The sequence below is a fragment of the Agathobaculum massiliense genome, from assembly GCF_900291975.1.
Taxonomy (GTDB): Bacteria; Bacillota; Clostridia; order Oscillospirales; family Butyricicoccaceae; genus Agathobaculum; species Agathobaculum ammoniilyticum.
In genome coordinates this window covers 587,094-605,206 of the sequence record NZ_OMPN01000001.1, presented here as the reverse complement: position 1 = coordinate 605,206, position 18,113 = coordinate 587,094, and the positions used below count along the sequence as shown (strand labels likewise).

Sequence of the window (18,113 nt, the reverse complement as noted above, 5' to 3'; positions counted from 1 at the left end):
TACATTATGAAGAAGATTATCAACCGGCCGGAGGATTATACGGATGATATGCTGCGCGGCATCTACGCGGCGCATGGTGATGCGGTCAAATACGCGGCGGGCGACCTGCGCTGCTATTGTACCGCTCACAAAACGCCCGGTAAGGTGGCGATTGTGACCGGCGGCGGCACAGGCCACCTGCCGCTGTTCCTTGGCTATGTGGGAGAGGGGATGCTGGATGGCTGCGGCGTGGGCAGCGTGTTTCAGTCGCCTTCTGCGGAACAGATCTTCCAGATATCCAAGGAGGTCGAGGCAGGGGCCGGCGTGCTGTACCTGTACGGCAATTATACGGGCGACATCATGAATTTTGACATGGCGGCCGAGCTGTGCGAAATGGAGGATATTGAAACACGTTCCATTGTGGGAGCGGATGATGTGAACTCCAGTACCGATCCGGACAAGCGCCGCGGCGTGGCCGGCATATTCTATATGTATAAATGCGCGGCCGCGAAAGCGGCGGAGGGCGGCACCCTTGAGGAGGTGTTCGCCGCTGCGCAGAAAGCAAAGGAGTACACCCGCACAGCCGGTTTTGCGTTGACGCCATGCGTGCTGCCTGAACTGGGACATGCGAATTTCACGCTTGAGGAGAACGAAATGGCCATGGGTATGGGCATCCACGGAGAACCGGGCATCTGGAACGGGCCGGTCAAAACCGCCGATGAAATTGCCGCGGAATCCTTGGAAACGCTGCTGCAGGACATGCCGCTGGTGCCGGAGGACGAGGTGGCGCTGCTCATCAATGGTCTTGGCGCGACATCGGTGGAGGAGCTGTATATCCTGTCCGGAAGTGTTACGCGGCTCCTGCAGGAAAAGGGGGTTAAGCTGTACCGGACCCATGTCGGCGAGTACGCGACAAGTATGGAAATGGCCGGCGCTTCCATCAGCCTTTGCAAGATTGCGGATGAGGAAATGAAGCGGTGGCTGGACGCGCCGGTCTGCACGCCCTTTTACTGCCAGAAGTGACAGGGGGCGTGAAAATGGATAAGATCACAGCGGAGCAGCTTCCGGCGCTGTATGAATGCGTTGCGGAGGTGTTCGCGGAAAAAAAGGATGAACTTTGCGCGATGGACGCTAACATGGGCGACGGAGATCTGGGTCTTACGATGCAGAAGGGTTATGCGGCCTTGCCTGACCTGATACGGGAAGAAATGCAGGAGGACGTCGGAAAAACGCTGATGAAAGCGGGGATGCGGATGGCCTCGGTTGTGCCTTCCACAATGGGAACGCTGATGGCTTCCGGTATCATGGAGGCGGGAAAGGCGCTGAAAGGAAAGAACGAGATGGGGCCGGCTGACCTGAGCGCGTATTTTACTGCGTTTGCGGCCGGTATCCAGAAGCGCGGAAAATGCAGCAGGGGGGAGCGAACGATCCTGGATGCGGTCGGCGCAGCCGCTGACCGGGCATCGGCGTGCCTGGAAGCAACCCCGGACGCTGGGCTGGCGCAGGTAATGGACGCGGCGGTGTCCGGAGCGGAGGCGGGCGTAGAAGCCAGCCGCGCCATGATGCCCAAATACGGGAAAGCCGCGGTGTTTGCCGCGAAAGCTATCGGTATACCGGACCAGGGGGCGACAGCCGGTATGTATATGCTGAAAGGCATGGCGCGATATATCCGGTGAAAATGGCGGCGAAATGAGCCTGATTACCAGAAAGGACATAAAAATATGCAGAAATTATATGGCACGGTCGTACCGATCGTGACGCCCCTGACCGAGGAGGACAGCATTGACGTTCCCTCGCTGGAGCGGCTGGTGGATCACTGCATCGATAACGGGTTGCAGTGCCTGTATCCCTGCGGCACGACCGGAGAGATGATGTACTTAACCGTGGAGGAACGGAAGCGGGTCGCGGAAGCAGTTGTGCGCCATACAGCCAAACGGGTACCGGTATTCGTGCATGTCGGCGCATGGAACCTTGCTGACACAGTGGAACTGGCGCGTCACGCTGTAGAAATCGGCGCGGACGGCATCGGCGTTGTCACTCCGGTATTTTTTAAGCTGAGCGACCGGGGGCTGATCGATTATTATAAGGCGGTATCCGCCAGCGTGCCGGAGGATTTCCCGATTTATTTGTACGGCATTCCGCAAAACGCGGTCAATGATATCAACCGCGCTGTGGCGGAAACCGTCGCGAAAAGCTGCCGCAATGTGATCGGCATTAAATACAGCTATCCGGATTTCACGCGGATACAGGACTTCATGACGATCAACGATGGGACTTTCAGCGTACTGGTCGGGCCGGATCACTTCCTGGAGGCGGCGTGCGTGGTCGGCGGCGACGGGACGGTGTCAGGTAATGCGATGTGCATACCGGAGCATTACGCGAAGCTCTGGCAAGCGATTCAGGCAAAGGATTACGCGCTTGCGACCCGATACCAGCGGCGCACCAATGTTTTGAATGCGGTAATGTGCGCGGTCAATAATATTGCGGCCTACAAGGTGATTCTCAAAAGGGAGGGCGTGATCTCCACCACGAAAATGCGCCGCCCGATGGAAAGCCTGACTGCGGAACAGGAAAAGGAGCTGCTTGAGGAGCTGGACCGTCTGGAATCCCGTACGGTAATGATTTGAGCGCGAGGGGGTATAGGAAACCCCGCCGTTTCTTTTGAAACGGCGGGGTTTTTCTGGCTATTTTACGCGGCCGGAGCGTCTTCGGACGGAGTCTCCTCTACTGGAACATCCTCTGCCGGCGTTCCCTGTGAAACGATCTGGATATCGGCGCGCAGAATCAACTGTTTTGCGCCAGTGCTGCCCGCATCGCCAAGCACAAAGGAAAGCTCATGGCTGCCCTCTGAGGCGTCTTCCGGAATGCGGAGCAGATACTCGCTGGACGCGGCATCGTTTTCGATGGTAAACGCCGCGTTGGAATAGCCTGCGATGTCCGCGCCGTCCCATTGCCAGCGCGCCGGAAGCTGGACGCGGGCGATCCCGTTTTCGCCGGTGATATCCGCGGTAACGAGCAGCGTTTTGCCGGGATAGGATGCCGCGCTCCGGATATTGAGCGAGCCGCCGTATTCCACCGGCCGCTGTTCCACCGGAAGGGCTGTTTCACAGCGGATCTCAGTGCCGTCGAACATGGTCAGGACAAAGGCGATGTCGAGCGTATCGCCAGACAGATCCTTGAGCGTATATTGCAGCGTGCTCGTCTTATAGTCGGCGGTCAGGAAGCTGCTGTTCCCATAGCCATCGACCGCCGCGCCGTTGACATACCACTGCGCCTTGCAGGCGTAGGAGGCGGAGACGCCTTCCAGCCGTGCGGTGACGGTAAACGGCTGGTACGGACGGACGCTGTCCGGAGCTGCGGTAAGCTGCACACTGGTCGTTTTGCGGGCCGCATCCCGCTTTTGGATTTCAGCAAAGCCGTAATCAAGAAGCTGGCGGGAATCCGCGAAGCGCTGCGCGTCGCTGGTGGATTTCATAACTACCGCGATCACACGCCGCCCATCCCGTACCGCGGTCGTGGTGACGCAATAGCCTGCCTCCGCGATGGTTCCGGTTTTGAAGCCGTCCAGCCCTTCGTAAGGCGCCATGGTATTGAGCAGGTGATTGGTGTTATTATAGTAGGAGCCGTTGAAGTTGAACCCGCTTTTGGAGGTGATGCGCAGGATATCGGGATAATCGTCGATAAAGCGGCGGGTGAGCTTGGCCTGTGAGCGGGCCGTAATATAATTGGGCTGCGCGCCGTGGCAGTTGTAATAGGTCGCGTTCAGGCCGAGGTCCTTGGCGGTCTGGTTCATGCGGGCGACAAATGCGCTCTCACTGCCGCTGATATGCTCGGCCATGACGATGCACGACGCGCTGGCGGAGGGAATCATGATCAGGTGAAGCAGCGTATCGACCGAGTAGGTGGCACCCTCGGTCAGCGGTACGGCGGTGGGATAGCTGGCGTCGCGGGATTTGACAGCCGCGTTGTGGCTGACCTTGACCTGGGTGTCCAAAGTCAGGCGGCCGGCCTCCAGCTCCTGATAAATGATGTAGGCGGTCAGCACCTTGGTCATACTGGCCGGCACACGGGCGATGTCGGCGTTATACTCGTAAAGCGTTTCCCCAGTCTGCGCGTCCATGACGAAAACGCTTTCCGCCTGGTAGCTGAGCGCGGCAGCGCCGGGCGCGAGGCCGCAGAACAGCACCAAGACGGCCAAAACGGATGCGATCAGTTTTTTTCTCATACAGTTTACCCCCCTTGAAAATAAAAAGCAGACATTGCGCAAGGAATGCGGTGATGCTGCATAAATTATAGCATCGGTGGAGAAAAAAGTAAATTTAGAAAATCGCACGCGGCGCAAAAGAAACGGGAAAAGTTCAGACAATGTTCAAAAACTTCCGGCTCTGCATGCTATACTAAAGCATAGGGCATACTAAGGCACACGGAATCGGATGAAGGTGGAGTGCTTATGAAGACGCTATACTATGGAGGCCCGATCCGCACAATGGAGAGCGGCGGGCTGGCTGAAGCGCTGCTGGTCGAAAACGGCGTGATCGCGGCCGTGGGGACGCGGGAAAAGCTCGCGGCATGGGCGCGCGGCGCGGCAGAGATCGACTTGGATGGGCGTGCGCTGTTGCCTGCGTTCCTGGACGCGCACGGCCATTTTTCCGGCGCCGCGCAGGCGCTGCTGCAGGTCCCGCTGGAGGAGGCCGCCAGCCTGGACGAGATCGGACAGGCGCTGTCGCATTTTATCACGGCCAACAAAATACCGGACGGGCAATGGGTTGTGGGGAAAAGCTATGACCAGAATACGCTCGCGGAGCGGCGCCATCCGACCCGCGCACTGCTCGACCGCGTTTCCGCGGCGCATCCGATCATGGTGGTGCATCAGTCCGGACATATGGGGGTGTTCAACTCTCTGGCGCTGGAGCTGCTCGGCGTGAAAGTGGACACGCCCGCGCCGGCGGGAGGCATAATTGGTACGGAAAACGGTGTGCTGACCGGATATATGGAGGAAAACGCGTTCCTGCAGTACCAACAGCAAGTGCCGATGCCGGATATGGAGGACCTGATGGAGGCCTATCGCCGGGTGCAAGATATTTCTGGATGGCTCCCCGCAGGGCCGTACCGCGTGGATGCGGACCCCATACCAAGGCGCGGAGGACGGGTACCGAGGTTATGGCACCATGAGCGGGCAGGCGGTGCAGGAAGCGCTCGTGACAGCCTATCATGGAGGGCTGCAGGTATTGGCCCATTGCAACGGGGATGCGGCGGCGGAGCAGTTTTTGCAGGCCGTGGCCGCGGTCGAGCGGGAATTTCCAGATTTCCGCGGCCTGCGGCCGGTCATGATCCATGCGCAGCTTCTTGGCTTGGACCAGATGGAGGCTGTCAAGCGGACCGGCGTGCTGCCATCGTTTTTTGTGGCGCATGTGTATCGGTGGGGCGAGGTGCATATCCGCAATTTCGGACTGGCGCGCGCACAGCATATCAGTCCGGCGCGCGCGGCGCTCGAGCAGGGGATCCCGTTCACATTCCACCAGGACACGCCCGTGCTGCCGCCGGACATGCTGGGTACCGTCTGGTGCGCGGTCAACCGGCTGATGGAAAGCGGCGCCGTGCTCGGCGCGGACCAGCGTATCCCTGTGGAGGACGCGCTGCGTGCGGTTACAGTCCACGCCGCTTACCAGTATTTTGAGGAAGCGCGCCGCGGCTCTCTGCGGCCGGGCAAAGCGGCCGATCTGGTGCTGCTGGACGCCGATCCGTTAGCGGTTGGGCCGGATGCGCTGCGGCGGGTGCGCGTGCTGGAAACGGTCAAGGCAGGGGAAACGATTTACCGTGCATGATAGCCCTCCGGCAAAATCCGCTTGCCTTTTCTGCGCGGGATGCCGTATACTAAAGGACGGGAATATGAAAAGCCGGCGGCGGGCGGCCGCTTATCCGCAGGGATAGGCGGCCGCCCTGTGTCCGCGGGCATATGACAGGAGAGAGCCTATAATGAATATTACCAAAGGCGATGTGCAGGAGCTGCGCCGCCGTCTGAAAAAGACCGAATGCACCTTTGGCCGCATGTGCGGGTGCTATGTCAACAGCGGCAAGCAAGTCGTCCTGAAGTTCGGCGAACAGTTTTCCGAACTGGAGGAGGACGAGTTTTACAAGTATTTGGAGATCGCGAAAAAAACGCTGTCCGGCACACTGGGCGGCAACCTGCTCGAGCTGGAATTCGCGCGCGGGGAGCAGGCGGACGAGTGCCGCTCGTTCCTGCTCACGCTCAAGGGCAGCAAGCTGGCCAACGACGACCTGCTCGACCGCCTGTATGAGCAGGTCATCGAACAGTATGCCTATCCGGGTAACTACCTGATTTTAGTATACCATGATGTGTACGATGTGCCGGCCCGGGCGACCTCCGGCGAGGCGCAGGAGGAGTCCGAGGAGATCTACGAGTACATACTGTGCGCGGTGTGTCCGGTCGAGTTGTCCAAGCCCGCGCTCGGTTATCGGGAGGAAGAGAACCGCATCGGCGCGCGCGTGCGCGACTGGGTGGTCGGTCTGCCCGACCTGGGCTTTGTGTATCCGGCGTTCAGCGGCCGCGGCAGCGATGTGAACGCTGTGCTGTATTACGTCAAGACCGGCCGCGGCTCCCATCCGGAGCTGATAGAAAGCGTGCTCGGGTGTGTGTCCCAGCGCACGGCCACAGAGGAGAAGAAAGCGTTCCAGAGCGTTGTGAAAAGCGCGTTTGGGGAGGATGAGGAGCAGGCGGAAGCCGCGTTCTTCCGGATACAGAAGACGATCAGCGGCATGGTGGCCGAGCAGGAGGCGGACGATAGCCTGCCGCCGGTCAGCCTGACGGCCGAGACGGTCGCGGATCTCGCGGCGGAGGCCGAGGTGCCGGAGCCGGTCAGGGAACAGATCGGCAAGGCTTTCGCGCAGACGTTCGGAGACGTGCCGCCTGTTGCGAACAATGTGCTGGACAGCCGCTTGGTGGAGGAAAACACCCAGCGAATGCACACGGCGGCGCTGGAGCAAAGGGTTGCGGATCTGCAGCACCGTCTGGCGGAGCAATCCGAGCGCCTGGCCGGAGACGAGGTTCCTTGGGAGGAAAGCGCGGGCATCGTGCTGCGGGTGCCGGAGGAGCGGGCGGAACGCGTCCATACGGGTGTGGTCGAAGGGCAGAAATGCCTGCTGATTCCGATCGAGGAGGGGGAATCCGCCAGCATTAACGGTGTGGATCAGACACTGTAAAAAACAGCGGGATAATGGGAGCCGGCATCTGCCGGCTCTTTTTGTGCCGGAAATGTGCGAAATCGGCGGCGGGATTTGTGCAATATGCAAAAATGTGATTTTCCCCCTTGACAGTACGGAAAAGGGCGCTATAATAAAAGCATAACTTGTCAGACAAGTTGAGGAGGTAAGCCATGAAGGCCGAACGCATCAATGTGACGGAAAGCGTACTCCAGTACCTGACTGGCCATATCCAAAGCGGCCAGTGGGCGGTCGGCAGCAAGATCCCGTCCGAGAACCAGTTGACCGAACGGCTCGGCGTCAGCCGCGCGAGCGTGCGCGTGGCGATCCAGCAGCTGATCGGCGTGGGCGTGCTGGAAAGCGTGCATGGGAAAGGGACCTTCCTGCGGGACGACCGCGTGGAAACCCTGCTCACCGGAGCAAGCCAGATCACCCCTGCGGACTGCGCGGATATCCGTGCGGTGCTGCAGTTCCGGCGCATTTTAGAGCCGGAAGCGGCGGCGCTGGCCGCAAAAAACGCAACAAAAGCGCAGATTGGGCGTCTGCATGAGCTGACCGGCCGGTTGCCCGCGCTGCGCGGCCAGAAAAGTGAATTTGTACGGTGCGACATGGCGTTCCATGAGGAACTGTGCAGGGCGTCCGGCAATCATCTGCTGGTCAAAAGCCTGCATGAGGTGTTCGAGCAGACGGTGCGCAACCATGAGCAGCTGACCCAGCGGTTCGGAGAGCAGGACGCCCTATTCTTTCACCCTATGATCCTCAATGCGGTCGAGGTACACAATGATAATCTGGCGCGTGCGCTGATGCAGGCGCACATCCTGCAAAATTACGATAAGGTTTAACTTGTATAACAAGTAAAAAGGAGAGAATATCATGCCAATTACCATCCGTGACATCCGTGTGATCTGCACCGCGCCGGAGGGAATCAACCTGGTGGTCGTCAAGGTGGAGACGAGCGAGCCGGAGCTGTACGGCCTGGGCTGCGCGACGTTTGCCTACCGCCACCTGACCGTGCAGCATCTGGTGGAAAATTACCTCAAGCCGCTGCTCGTCGGCCGCGAGGTGAACAACATCGAAGCGCTGTGGCAGCTGATGCACCAGAACGCCTACTGGCGCAACGGCGGCATGGAAAACAACGCGATCTCGGGCGTGGACATGGCGCTGTGGGACATCAAGGGCAAGCTTGCGAACATGCCGTGCTACGAGCTGTTCGGTGGCAAGTGCCGCGAAGCCATTCCGGTCTACCGTCACGCGGATGGGCGCGATGTGGAGGAGATCTGCGATAACATCGAGCGCTTCCGCGACATGGGCATCACCCACATCCGCTGCCAGTGCGGCGGCTATGGGGGGGGCGGCTACGGCAAGGCGCCCGCGACCGCGCCGCAGGGCGCGCCGGACGGCGTCTACCTGGACTCGCGCAAATACATCCGCGACACGGTCAAGCTGTTTGAGGGCATCCGCGCGCGCATCGGCTACGACATGGCGCTCGTCCACGACGTGCATGAGCGCATCGCACCGGTCGAAGCGCTGCAGCTGGCCAAGCAGCTCGAACCGTTCGACCTGTTTTTCCTGGAAGATGCGGTGCCGCTCGAGCAGGTCGACTGGCTGCGCCTGCTGCGGCAGCAGACCTCGATCCCGCTGGCGCAGGGCGAGCTGTTCAACAACCCGCGTGAGTGGAAGCAGCTGATCACCGAGCGGCTGATCGACTTTATCCGCGTGCATATTTCGCAGATCGGCGGCATCACGCCGGCGCGCAAGCTGGCGATTTTCGCAGAACAGTTCGGGGTGCGCACCGCGTGGCACGGCCCCGGCGATATGTCGCCGCTCGCGCATGCGGCCAATATCCATATCGATTTGGCGGCGCCCAACTTCGGCGTGCAGGAATGGTCGGGCATCGAGCCGCCCAATTTCGTCATCCAGGAGCTGCGTCAGCAGCACGGCGCGCTGCTTGAGGTGTTCCCAGGCCTGCCGGAATTCAGGGACGGTTATGTGTACGCCAACCACAAGCCCGGCCTGGGCGTCGATCTGGACGAAAAGGAAGCCGCCAAATACCCCTGTGAGAACACGGTCACGACCTGGACGCAGACCCGCCTGCGAGACGGCTCGCTCCAGACGCCGTAACGCCGCGCGGTGCAGAAAGCGGGAAAACCGATATGTCATACATGATACTGTTTTAAGAGGAGAATGCTGTTATGCTGATGAGCAAGGAAGTCATAGTGACCGAGCCGCATAAGTTCGAGGTGCGCGAGGTGCCGCGCCCTGAGGCTGCCGGCGATTACGACGTACTGGTTAAAATGAAGGCCTGCGGCGTGTGCGGGTCGGACGTACATAACTATCTGGGAGAGAACCCGTGCGCGTCTTATCCGCGCATCCCGGGACATGAGAACGCGGGCGTGGTCGAAGCGGTCGGCTCCAAGGTGACCCGCGTCAAGCAGGGCGACCATGTCGTGCTCGATCTGGTGGTTGCCTGCGGCGAGTGCTACCAGTGTAAAATCGGCCGCTATAACGTGTGCGAACACGTCCGCGCGCGCGGTTCGAGCATCGACGGTGGCTGGCGCGAATACTTTGTCGTGCCGGAGAACCAGTGCTATGTGATCTCCCCCGAAATCCCGTGGAAGGATGCGGCGCTCGTCGAGCCGTTCGCCATCGGCGGACACTGCACGGGGCGCGGCCGCGTGGTGCCGGAAGATACCGTGCTCATCCTCGGCGCGGGTACGATCGGCGCGATCATCCTGCAGACCTGCAAGGCGAAGGGCGTGAAAACCGTCATCTGCTGCGATATCAACGATTCTTCGCTCGAACGCGCGAAAACGTACGGCGCGGACTATGTGATCAACACCAAAAACGAAGATCTTGCCCTGCGCGTGCAGGATATCACGGGCGGACATGGTGTGACCTGCGCGTTTGATTCGGCATGCTTCCCAGGCTCGCTGACCAGCCTGTTCGCGCCCGGTATCATGGCGAACGCGGGCCGCGTGGTCTCGCTCGGCTTCTGCACGGCGCCGGAGCAGATCTCCTCCGCCATGCTCGACCAGCGCGAGCTTGACCTGATCGGCTCCCGCATGTCGGCTTACCAGTTCGAGCCGACCATCGAGCGTTTTGAGCAGCATGCGTTCAATCTGGAGGGTATCGCTACCCATTTTATCCCGTTCAGCCGCATCGGGGAAGTGTTCGACAAGATCGAGCATCCCGACCCGTCGGTTAAGAAAATGGTCATTTTGTTTGATGAGGAGGATATGTAATCATGGTACATCCGCTTTTTGATATCACCGGCCGCAAGGCCATCGTTACCGGCGGCACGCGCGGCCTGGGTCACGGCATGGCCGAGGGTCTGATGGAGGCGGGCTGCGAGGTCGTCATCATTGGCTCGAGCGCGCGCGTGCATACCGCCGCGGAGGAATTCCGCGCGCGCGGCTTTGCCTGCCACAGTGTGCAGGCCGACCTTGGTCGGCGTGAGGAATGCTACCGTGCGTTCGGAGAGGCGGTGGAGCAGCTGGGCGGCGATCTGGACATCATCGTGACCGCGCACGGCATCCAGCGCCGGCACCGTGCGGACCAGTTCCCGATGAGCGATTGGGACGACGTGATCCGCGTCAATCTGGAGAGCCAGTTCATCCTCTGCCAGGAGGCGTCCAAGATCATGGTCAAGAAGGGCTATGGCAAGATCATCACGATTTCCTCCATGGCGTCTTTCTTCGGCGGCCAGAACGTCGTCGCGTATTCCGCAGCCAAGGGCGGCGTGGCACAGATGACCAAGTGCATGTCCAACGACCTGCTGGCGTGCGGCGTCAACGTCAATTCGATCGCGCCCGGCTATTTTGCGACCGATATGAATGAAGCGCTCCTCGACCCCTCCAATTACCGATACAAGGAGATCTGCGACCGCATTCCCGCCCACCGCTGGGGTGAGCCGGCGGATATGAAGGGCGCGTGCCTGTTCCTTGCGTCGCATGCGAGCGACTATCTGGGCGGCGCGATCCTGCCGGTCGACGGCGGCTACCTTTGCAAGTAAGGGGCGCCTGCTCCGGCGCTTTCCGTTATCAAAAAGACCCCCAGGGCTGGCTGCCCTGGGGGTCTTTTTCCGTACCGATGCGTCAGGCGCCGGCGACCAGATGGTCGAGCGCCTCTCGCGCGCGCTGTTCCGCAGCGCGGCAGCCTTCCTGCATGGCGCGAAGGCGGGACAGGACATCGTCGATTTGTCCGCATGCCTCTGCAATTTGGGACTGTGCGCCGTGAATATGGTCCAACACCATCCAGTCCGCGAAAAGGCCGTCGAAAAAGTAATCCGCAAAGCGCAGGAAACCGTCCACCTGCGCCTGCACATCCGCTTGGATGGATACATCGGTCAGCTCGGTCTTAAAGCGGCGAAGCTGGGTCTGCAGCGTCTCGACCTTGTCCTGCGCGTCGTCCAGATGCCCGTGCTTGACCAGGTCGGTTATCAGGCCGCCGCTGAACAGGTCGAACGTCCCCCAGCCTTCCGCGCTGTCCAGGCTGGACAGGATGCTGCCCGCGGTATTGCGCGCCGCGCGTCCGGCGTCGAGTGCTTGCCCAATCTCGGTTTCCAGCGTCTGCTGTGTGGCGAGCTGCTGCTCAAGCTGCAGGATGCGCTCGGCATGCACGGAACCACTCTGCCGCAGGAAATCCCGCTTGTCGTCCATGACCTGCGTCCAGCGCTGCTCGCAGCCATCGAGCGCGGCGGCTTCCCGCTCGTAAGAAGCGATATCCTGCCGTACCGCCTCCAGCTCACGCCGTACAGCGTCGTGCCTGACCGCGGCGGTCCAGGCCTCCTGCTGTTCCTTGTCGAGCCGCTCCTCCCGCCTGCCGAGGAGAGCGTAAAAACAGGCGGTTAGGCTGCGGCCTTGCAGCCGGTCCACGTCCTTTTGCTCCGCAGCCCGTACCACAGCCAGGCTGCGCTCCCGTTCCTCCAGGCGTTGCCGCTCGCGGTACAGCTCGTCCAGCATGCCCCGCAGCCGGTTGAGCCGGTCGGCCTGCTGCCTGAGGGTGCGGAGCGTTTCATCGTATGGCGTCAAATGCGATCCCTCCCGTTCGTTTTTATCATTATACCACATACCACAGCGGCCGGTACTTTTTTGCTTGAAGCGACTGCTAAGCGCCGCTGACCGCTGATAATAAATAAAATAAATGTATAATAGCTGCTTTGCGGCTATCCATGCGGCGCGCGCTCCAGTGAGCCTTTTGCGGAAGGATGAGGGGCGAAAAACGTGTAAATTTTATGTTTTCCGTCGTACAGCGTTGAAAACGTGGGGGAAAGTGTGCTATACTATCAATATCTGAAAATTTTTGGAGCGTAGGAATATGGCTTATGAAAACAATAGGCGCCGCCGCCCGCCGCGGGAGGATGACGGGACCCTGATCGAAGGCAGGAACGCGGTTCTGGAAACGCTGCGCGCTGGCCGGACGGTCGATAAGGTCTTTGTGGCCGAGGGAGCCCGCATCGGGGATGTGGCTGCGGAAGCGCGGCGCTGCGGCGTGCCGGTCGTCACCTGCGACCGCCGCAAGCTCGACCATATGAGCCCCACGGGGAACCACCAGGGAGTGATCGCGCAGGCCGCCGCACAGGAATATGTGTCGCTCGACCATATATTCCGCGTGGCGGAGGAGCGGGGCGAAGCGCCGCTGATCGTGGTCTGCGACGGTATTGAGGACCCACATAACCTGGGCGCGATCATCCGCTCGGCGGAAACCGCGGGCGCACACGGGGTCATTATCCCCAAGCGCCGCGCGGTTGGTCTGACCGCGGCGGTCGCGCGAGCCGCGGCGGGCGCGCTGGCCTATGTGGGCGTGCATAAGGCGAACAACCTTGCGGCGGCGCTCGACGAGCTGAAGGCGCGCGGGGTGTGGCTGTTCGGCGCGGAGGCGGATGGAACGGTGGGGCTTTACCAGGCCGCGTTCGACCGCCCGTGCGCGATCGTGATCGGTTCAGAGGGGCAGGGGCTCAGCCGGCTGACGCGGGACAAGTGCGATTATATCATCAGCATCCCGATGCGCGGGCGGGTCAATTCGCTCAACGCATCCAACGCGGCGGCCGTTCTGCTGTTCGAGGCGGTCCGCCGCCGCGCGCAGGCGGAATAAAGGAGGAAGACGGACAACGATATGGACAGAAAAGACGAAACCATGAACCTCGATGATATTCGGGCGATGCTGAACGACGTACCGGATACGGACGAGTTCGATCTGGACGCGATCATAGCCGAGGTCGAGGGACTGGCACCGGCCACGCCGAAGGCCCAGCCGCGCCCGTCCGCCGCGCCGGTGCCGGAGGTACGGCAGCCGGAACCGGCGGCAGCCGCCCAGCCCGCCGCGCCAAGGACGAGGCCTGTCCGCGCAGCGGCGCCGACGGAAACGCAGCCGCGTGATTCGGACGATTCCACAGAGGAGGAAGAAGAGGATCCCCGCGCGGCGCGTATCGCCACGCGGGAGGCCAGGGCGGAGGCGAAACGGCAGAGAGAGGAGAAACGGACCGCTGCCAGGGCTGCGCGCCGCGCCGCGAAAGCGGCCGTGCAGGAGGAAGAGGAGCTGTACGAGGACATGACGGAGCAGCCACCCGCGCGCCGCGCAGCGCGTGGGGAGCGGATGAGCCGCAAGGAGGCGCGCGCGGCGCGTCTGGCCGCCGAACAGCAGGAGGAAGCGGAGGAGATCCGGCTGCGCGATCCGGCGCAGGCCGCCCGCTCGTTCAAGCGGCGGGCGCGGGGGCTTTCCGTGCGGTCCGTGATCGTATTGATTTTGGCTGCGGCTGCGGCTTACCTGAGCCTCGCGCCCAGCTTTGACGTGCTGCCGCTACCGGTTGTGCTCGACGCGGTGGAGAACCCGGGCATCGGCATTGGCGTGCTCCTGCTGCTGCAGTTTATCGCGCTTTTCCTGGGCGTGGATGTGTTCGGCATGGGCTTTAACAGCCTGTTTCACGGCGCGCCCGATCGGGCGTCGCTGGTTTCGTTCGCCATTGTTGCGTCGCTGCTGCACGGCGCGTCCATTATCGTTTTTGAAAACGCGCCCGGCGTGCAGGTGCCGTACCTCGCGGTCAGCATCCTGTTGCTGTACGCGGCAATGCGGGAGGAGCGCGGACGGTACGCCGCGCAGGCGCGCGCCTATCAGGCGATCTGCTCGGCGGAGCAGCCGATGGCGGTCTACAGCCATTACGACAGGGAGGATGACGCGTGCAGGGCGGTCAAGGGGCCGCTGCACGATGATAAGGCTTTTTTGCTGGAGATGGAACGGCCGGATACGGTCGACCGCTTTTCCATGATCTATGTGCCGATCGCGCTGGCGGCGTCCATCATCTTCGCGCTGGTGGCTTCGGTTGCGCGCGGCGAGCCGGTGCGCTTTTTCTGGGCGTTTTCCGCGATTTTGTCGGTATCCGCGCCGCTCGGCCTGCTGTGCGCGTTCGGCGCGAGCTATAAGAATATCTCGCGCCGCCTGCTCGGGTCGGGCGCGGCGCTCGCAGGGGCGCGCCAGGCCAACCTTCTGCGCGGGACCGAGGAGGTCGTCCTGACTGAAAACGACCTGTTCCCTGCGGGCTCGATCAGCTTGGAGGCGCTGCAGAACGCGGGGCGGATGTCGGACGATAAGTTGCTGGGCTGCGCCGCAGCGCTCGCGGATGCGGCCGGTCTTGAGCTGGGACGTGTGCTGACCGAGGCGGTGCGGGAGCGGTACGGCGTGACGCTGGCGGCGCGCAACGTGCAGTTTGTCGAGGGCGGCCTTGCCGGAGAAATCGGCGGGAGCCGCATGGTGCTTGGCACAGCGGCGCTCATGGTCAAGTTGGGGCAGCGTATCCGTTCGGGCCAGACGGAGGATGAAACGGTTAGCGCCTATCTGGTTGTGGACAACGTGCTGGCGGGCGCGCTGCTACTCCGTTACCAGCCGACGAAAAGTACCTACCAGGCAATGCGCCTGATGCGCCGGATGCATATGAACGCGGCGCTGGCAGTGCGGGATTTCAACATTTCGCCCGCTATGGTGGAGAGCCAGTTCGACCTGCGCCGCGGCTTTGCCGATCAGCCGGAGCCGGACAGCGTGCGCCGGCTGCTTGATCCCACCTATGCAAAGGCGGACGCGCCCGCCGCGATCCTAGTCCGCGAGGGGGCGGGACCGTTCCTGCAGGTACTCCGCTGTGCGGACAAGCTGGCAGGCGCGGTGCGCTCCGCCTTGACGCTGGGTGCCTTTGCCGGCATATGCGGAATGCTGATCGTATTCTATCTGGTGTTCCAGAACGCGGTGGACGCACTGCCGGTTCTGCACCTGCTGCTGTATCTGTTGATCTGGTATGTTCCGGTATTCATTATCACACAGCAGACGCACTGAGATAAGGAAATAATGAAAAGGGCCTGGAAGCATGCTTCCAGGCCCTTTTCATTTGCCCCTTGCCGGGGAGTGGCCGCTTGGCAAAAGCAAAGGCTGCCGGAGCGAACCGCTCCGGCAGCCCGATCGGTAAAAGAGAAGAAAAAGAGGGGTTCAAAACGGCAGGATGGACACGACCGAAAACACCGCGAGAGCCAATGCCAAAACGGCGGCGGCGGTAGCAAGATAAGCACGGGTCATGACGGAGGCTCCTTTCCATTCTGCACAGCGGGGTAAAAACCATTACACTTATATAACGTTTGAAAAGGCGGTTTTGTGACAGGAAAAAAACAAAAAAATAAAAAATTTTCGGGCGGTGCGGCTCTGTCGAAAAAAGACAGAGGGGTACATTAAAATTGCACAAAAAACAGCTTGCATGAATTGGTAAAGTCGTGTATAATAACAAACAGGGAGTTTGTTCCCGCCAACTAAGCGCCCGCGTGAAGGCAAGGGCAGGGGAGTGTTTATCAAATATGGCCAATTACCCGGTTAACAAGATCCGTAACGTATGTCTGATGGGGCATGGCGGCGACGGCAAGACCTCGCTCGTCGAGAGCCTGCTCAATATCGCCGGAGTGACCGACCGTGTCGGAAAGATCACGGATGGCAACACTGTATGCGATTTCGATCCAGAGGAGATCAAACGCAAGTTTTCGATCTCAACGGCTGTGGCGCCTGTTGAATGGAACGGCTGCAAGATCAATCTGCTTGATACCCCTGGTTTCTTTGATTTTGAAAGCGAAGTAAACTGCGCGCTGCGCGTAGCCGAATCCGCTTTGATCATCGCCACTGGCAAGGCCGGTCCGGGCGTGGGGACGGAAAAGGCTTGGGAGCGCTGCGAGGCGCGTTCCATGCCGCGCATGTTCTATATCTCCAAGATCGACGAGGAGAACTCGGATTACTATACCTCGTTGCATAAGCTGCAGAAGCAGTTCGGCGTTTCGGTCTGCCCGATCGTGGTGCCGATCTTCGAGGGCAACCGCGATACGGCCGGCGTGGTCGACTGCGTCATCCGCAAAGCGTACCGCATGGAGGGCAGCAAGCGCGTCGAGATCCCGATTCCGGACGATATGAAGGACCGTATCGACCAGCACCGCGCGGCGCTGTGCGAAAATGTGGCCGAGCTGTCCGAGGAGCTGATGGAGCGCTATTTTGCGGGCGAGGAATTCTCGGACGAAGAACTGATCGCGGGCATCCGTCAGGGCGTCAAAGATCTGGTTATTGCGCCGGTGTTCTGCGGCACGGCCGTGACCGGCATCGGCTCCTATGCGCTCCTGAAAGGCATTGCGGACTACATGCCGTCGCCGGACGAAAAGCCGGTCGAGATCTGCGAGGACGAAAAGGGCGAGCTGATCGAGATCAACTGCACGCCCAACGGCTCGACCTGCGCGTTCGTGTTCAAGACGGTCGCGGACCAGTACGGCCGCTTCTCGTATTTCAAGGTCATGTCCGGCGAGGTCAAGCAGGACATGGTGCTGGTCAACAAGCGCGCGGACGCAAATGAAAAAATGGGGCATATTTACTCGGTCTGCGGCAAGAAGACGAGCGAGGTGCCGGTCGTCGGCTGCGGCGATATCGGCGCGGTTTCCAAGCTGGTCACCACCAAGACCGGCGACACGCTTTCCATGAGCGTGCGCAAGGTCGAACTGGAGCCAATCGAATTCGCGCCGCCGTGCTACACGCAGGGCATCCAGCCCAAGGTCAAGGGCGCGGAGGAGAAGATATCCGCCGGCCTGACCCGCCTGCACGACGAGGATCCGTCTTTCGAGACCGAGTTCAATCCGGAAACCAAGCAGCATACGATTTCGGGTGCGGGCGACATCCATCTGGATGTTTTGTGTTCCAAGCTCAAGGATAAATTCGGCGTGGAGGTCGTGCTGACGCCGCCGATCGTGCCGTACCGTGAAAAGATCCGCAAGACCGTCACGGTCGAGGGCAAGCATAAGAAGCAGTCCGGCGGCCACGGACAGTACGGCCATGTTAAGATGGAGTTTGCGCCGTATCCGGAAGGCGATTACCTGTTTGAGGAAAAGATCTTCGGCGGCTCTGTGCCGAAGAACTTCCATCCCGCGGTCGACAAGGGCATCCGCGAGGCAATGGAGCATGGCGTGCTGGCGGGCTATCCGCTGGTCGGTCTGCATGCCACGTTGCTGGATGGCTCTTATCATGACGTGGATTCCAACGAGCTTTCGTTCAAGATGGCGGCGCGCCTGGCCTATAAGGCGGGTATCCCACAGGCGAGTCCGGTGCTGCTTGAACCGGTCTGCTCGCTGCGCGTCGTCGTGCCGGATTCGTACATGGGCGATGTGATCGGCGACCTGAACAAGCGCCGCGGGCGGATCATGGGTATGAACCCGATCGAGGGCGGCAAGCAGGAGATCCTGGCGGAGTGTCCGATGGCAGAGTTATCCGACTATGCGATCACGCTGCGCTCGATGACGCAGGGCCGCGGCTCGTTCGTTTCCAAGTTCGAGCGGTATGACGATGCGCCTGCTCCGGTGCAGGAGAAGGTTATTGCGGAAAACAAGGCGAGACTGGAAGCGCTCAACAAGGAATAA

15 protein-coding genes and 1 pseudogene are annotated in these 18,113 nt (G+C 60.9%); 13 read left to right on the top strand and 3 right to left on the bottom strand.

Annotated features, from left to right (window positions below):
* The first annotated feature begins 6 nt into the window (after positions 1-6).
* The 3 genes from DBQ51_RS02970 to DBQ51_RS02960 are packed head-to-tail and all read left to right on the top strand — an operon-like array spanning position 7 to position 2,606.
* Complete coding sequence (locus DBQ51_RS02970; RefSeq protein WP_107630730.1) at positions 7-1,002, top strand: dihydroxyacetone kinase subunit DhaK; 996 nt, start codon at positions 7-9, stop codon at positions 1,000-1,002.
* Positions 1,003-1,016: 14 nt separating this feature from the next.
* Positions 1,017-1,655, top strand: coding sequence for a dihydroxyacetone kinase subunit L (locus DBQ51_RS02965; RefSeq protein WP_054326092.1), 639 nt, complete (start codon positions 1,017-1,019; stop codon positions 1,653-1,655).
* A 45-nt stretch (positions 1,656-1,700) separates the two neighbouring features.
* Complete coding sequence (locus DBQ51_RS02960; protein ID WP_107630729.1) at positions 1,701-2,606, top strand: dihydrodipicolinate synthase family protein; 906 nt, start codon at positions 1,701-1,703, stop codon at positions 2,604-2,606.
* Between the two features lie 62 nt (positions 2,607-2,668).
* Here the strand turns inward: DBQ51_RS02960 and DBQ51_RS02955 are convergent, their stop codons facing one another.
* Positions 2,669-4,204 (bottom strand): D-alanyl-D-alanine carboxypeptidase family protein, encoded by a 1,536-nt coding sequence (locus tag DBQ51_RS02955; protein ID WP_107630728.1) that lies wholly within the window; start codon positions 4,202-4,204, stop codon positions 2,669-2,671.
* A 239-nt stretch (positions 4,205-4,443) separates the two neighbouring features.
* Positions 4,444-4,716, bottom strand: a complete 273-nt coding sequence (locus DBQ51_RS17495) for a hypothetical protein (protein WP_407923210.1) — start codon at positions 4,714-4,716, stop codon at positions 4,444-4,446.
* Here DBQ51_RS17495 and DBQ51_RS17490 point away from each other — a divergent pair.
* From DBQ51_RS17490 to DBQ51_RS02925, 7 genes and pseudogenes are all read left to right on the top strand, one after another.
* Positions 4,607-4,990 (top strand): annotated as a pseudogene (locus DBQ51_RS17490) (amidohydrolase family protein); the annotation flags it as partial. The gene DBQ51_RS17495 and the pseudogene DBQ51_RS17490 overlap by 110 nt on opposite strands.
* A 106-nt stretch (positions 4,991-5,096) precedes the next feature.
* On the top strand, positions 5,097-5,804 hold the full coding sequence (locus DBQ51_RS17485) for an amidohydrolase (protein ID WP_407923209.1): 708 nt from the start codon (positions 5,097-5,099) through the stop codon (positions 5,802-5,804).
* Positions 5,805-5,955: 151 nt separating this feature from the next.
* Positions 5,956-7,200 carry a DUF4317 domain-containing protein gene (locus tag DBQ51_RS02945; RefSeq protein WP_054326095.1) on the top strand — a complete coding sequence of 415 codons (1,245 nt, stop codon included), beginning with the start codon at positions 5,956-5,958 and terminating at the stop codon, positions 7,198-7,200.
* Positions 7,201-7,373: 173 nt separating this feature from the next.
* A complete protein-coding gene (locus DBQ51_RS02940; protein WP_054326096.1) occupies positions 7,374-8,042 on the top strand; it encodes a FadR/GntR family transcriptional regulator in 669 nt (222 codons plus the stop codon).
* 31 nt (positions 8,043-8,073) lie between these two features.
* Positions 8,074-9,321: an enolase C-terminal domain-like protein gene (locus tag DBQ51_RS02935; RefSeq protein ID WP_107630727.1), complete on the top strand. Its 1,248-nt coding sequence runs from the start codon at positions 8,074-8,076 to the stop codon at positions 9,319-9,321.
* Between the two features lie 71 nt (positions 9,322-9,392).
* Positions 9,393-10,442: an alcohol dehydrogenase catalytic domain-containing protein gene (locus DBQ51_RS02930; RefSeq protein ID WP_107630726.1), complete on the top strand. Its 1,050-nt coding sequence runs from the start codon at positions 9,393-9,395 to the stop codon at positions 10,440-10,442.
* 2 nt (positions 10,443-10,444) lie between these two features.
* Positions 10,445-11,212 carry an SDR family NAD(P)-dependent oxidoreductase gene (locus DBQ51_RS02925; protein WP_107630725.1) on the top strand — a complete coding sequence of 256 codons (768 nt, stop codon included), beginning with the start codon at positions 10,445-10,447 and terminating at the stop codon, positions 11,210-11,212.
* Positions 11,213-11,294: 82 nt separating this feature from the next.
* Here the strand turns inward: DBQ51_RS02925 and DBQ51_RS02920 are convergent, their stop codons facing one another.
* Positions 11,295-12,230, bottom strand: coding sequence for a hypothetical protein (locus DBQ51_RS02920; protein WP_107630724.1), 936 nt, complete (start codon positions 12,228-12,230; stop codon positions 11,295-11,297).
* Between the two features lie 286 nt (positions 12,231-12,516).
* On the opposite strand from DBQ51_RS02920, the gene rlmB reads away from it, so the two are divergent.
* The 3 genes from rlmB to DBQ51_RS02905 all read left to right on the top strand — a co-directional run bounded on the left by rlmB (position 12,517) and on the right by DBQ51_RS02905 (position 18,113).
* On the top strand, positions 12,517-13,293 hold the full coding sequence (gene rlmB / locus DBQ51_RS02915) for a 23S rRNA (guanosine(2251)-2'-O)-methyltransferase RlmB (protein ID WP_054326098.1): 777 nt from the start codon (positions 12,517-12,519) through the stop codon (positions 13,291-13,293).
* Positions 13,294-13,314: 21 nt separating this feature from the next.
* Positions 13,315-15,519 (top strand): hypothetical protein, encoded by a 2,205-nt coding sequence (locus DBQ51_RS02910; protein ID WP_107630723.1) that lies wholly within the window; start codon positions 13,315-13,317, stop codon positions 15,517-15,519.
* 509 nt (positions 15,520-16,028) lie between these two features.
* The gene (locus DBQ51_RS02905) at positions 16,029-18,113 is read left to right on the top strand and encodes an elongation factor G (protein ID WP_054326101.1); all 2,085 of its coding nucleotides are present in this window, start codon (positions 16,029-16,031) and stop codon (positions 18,111-18,113) included.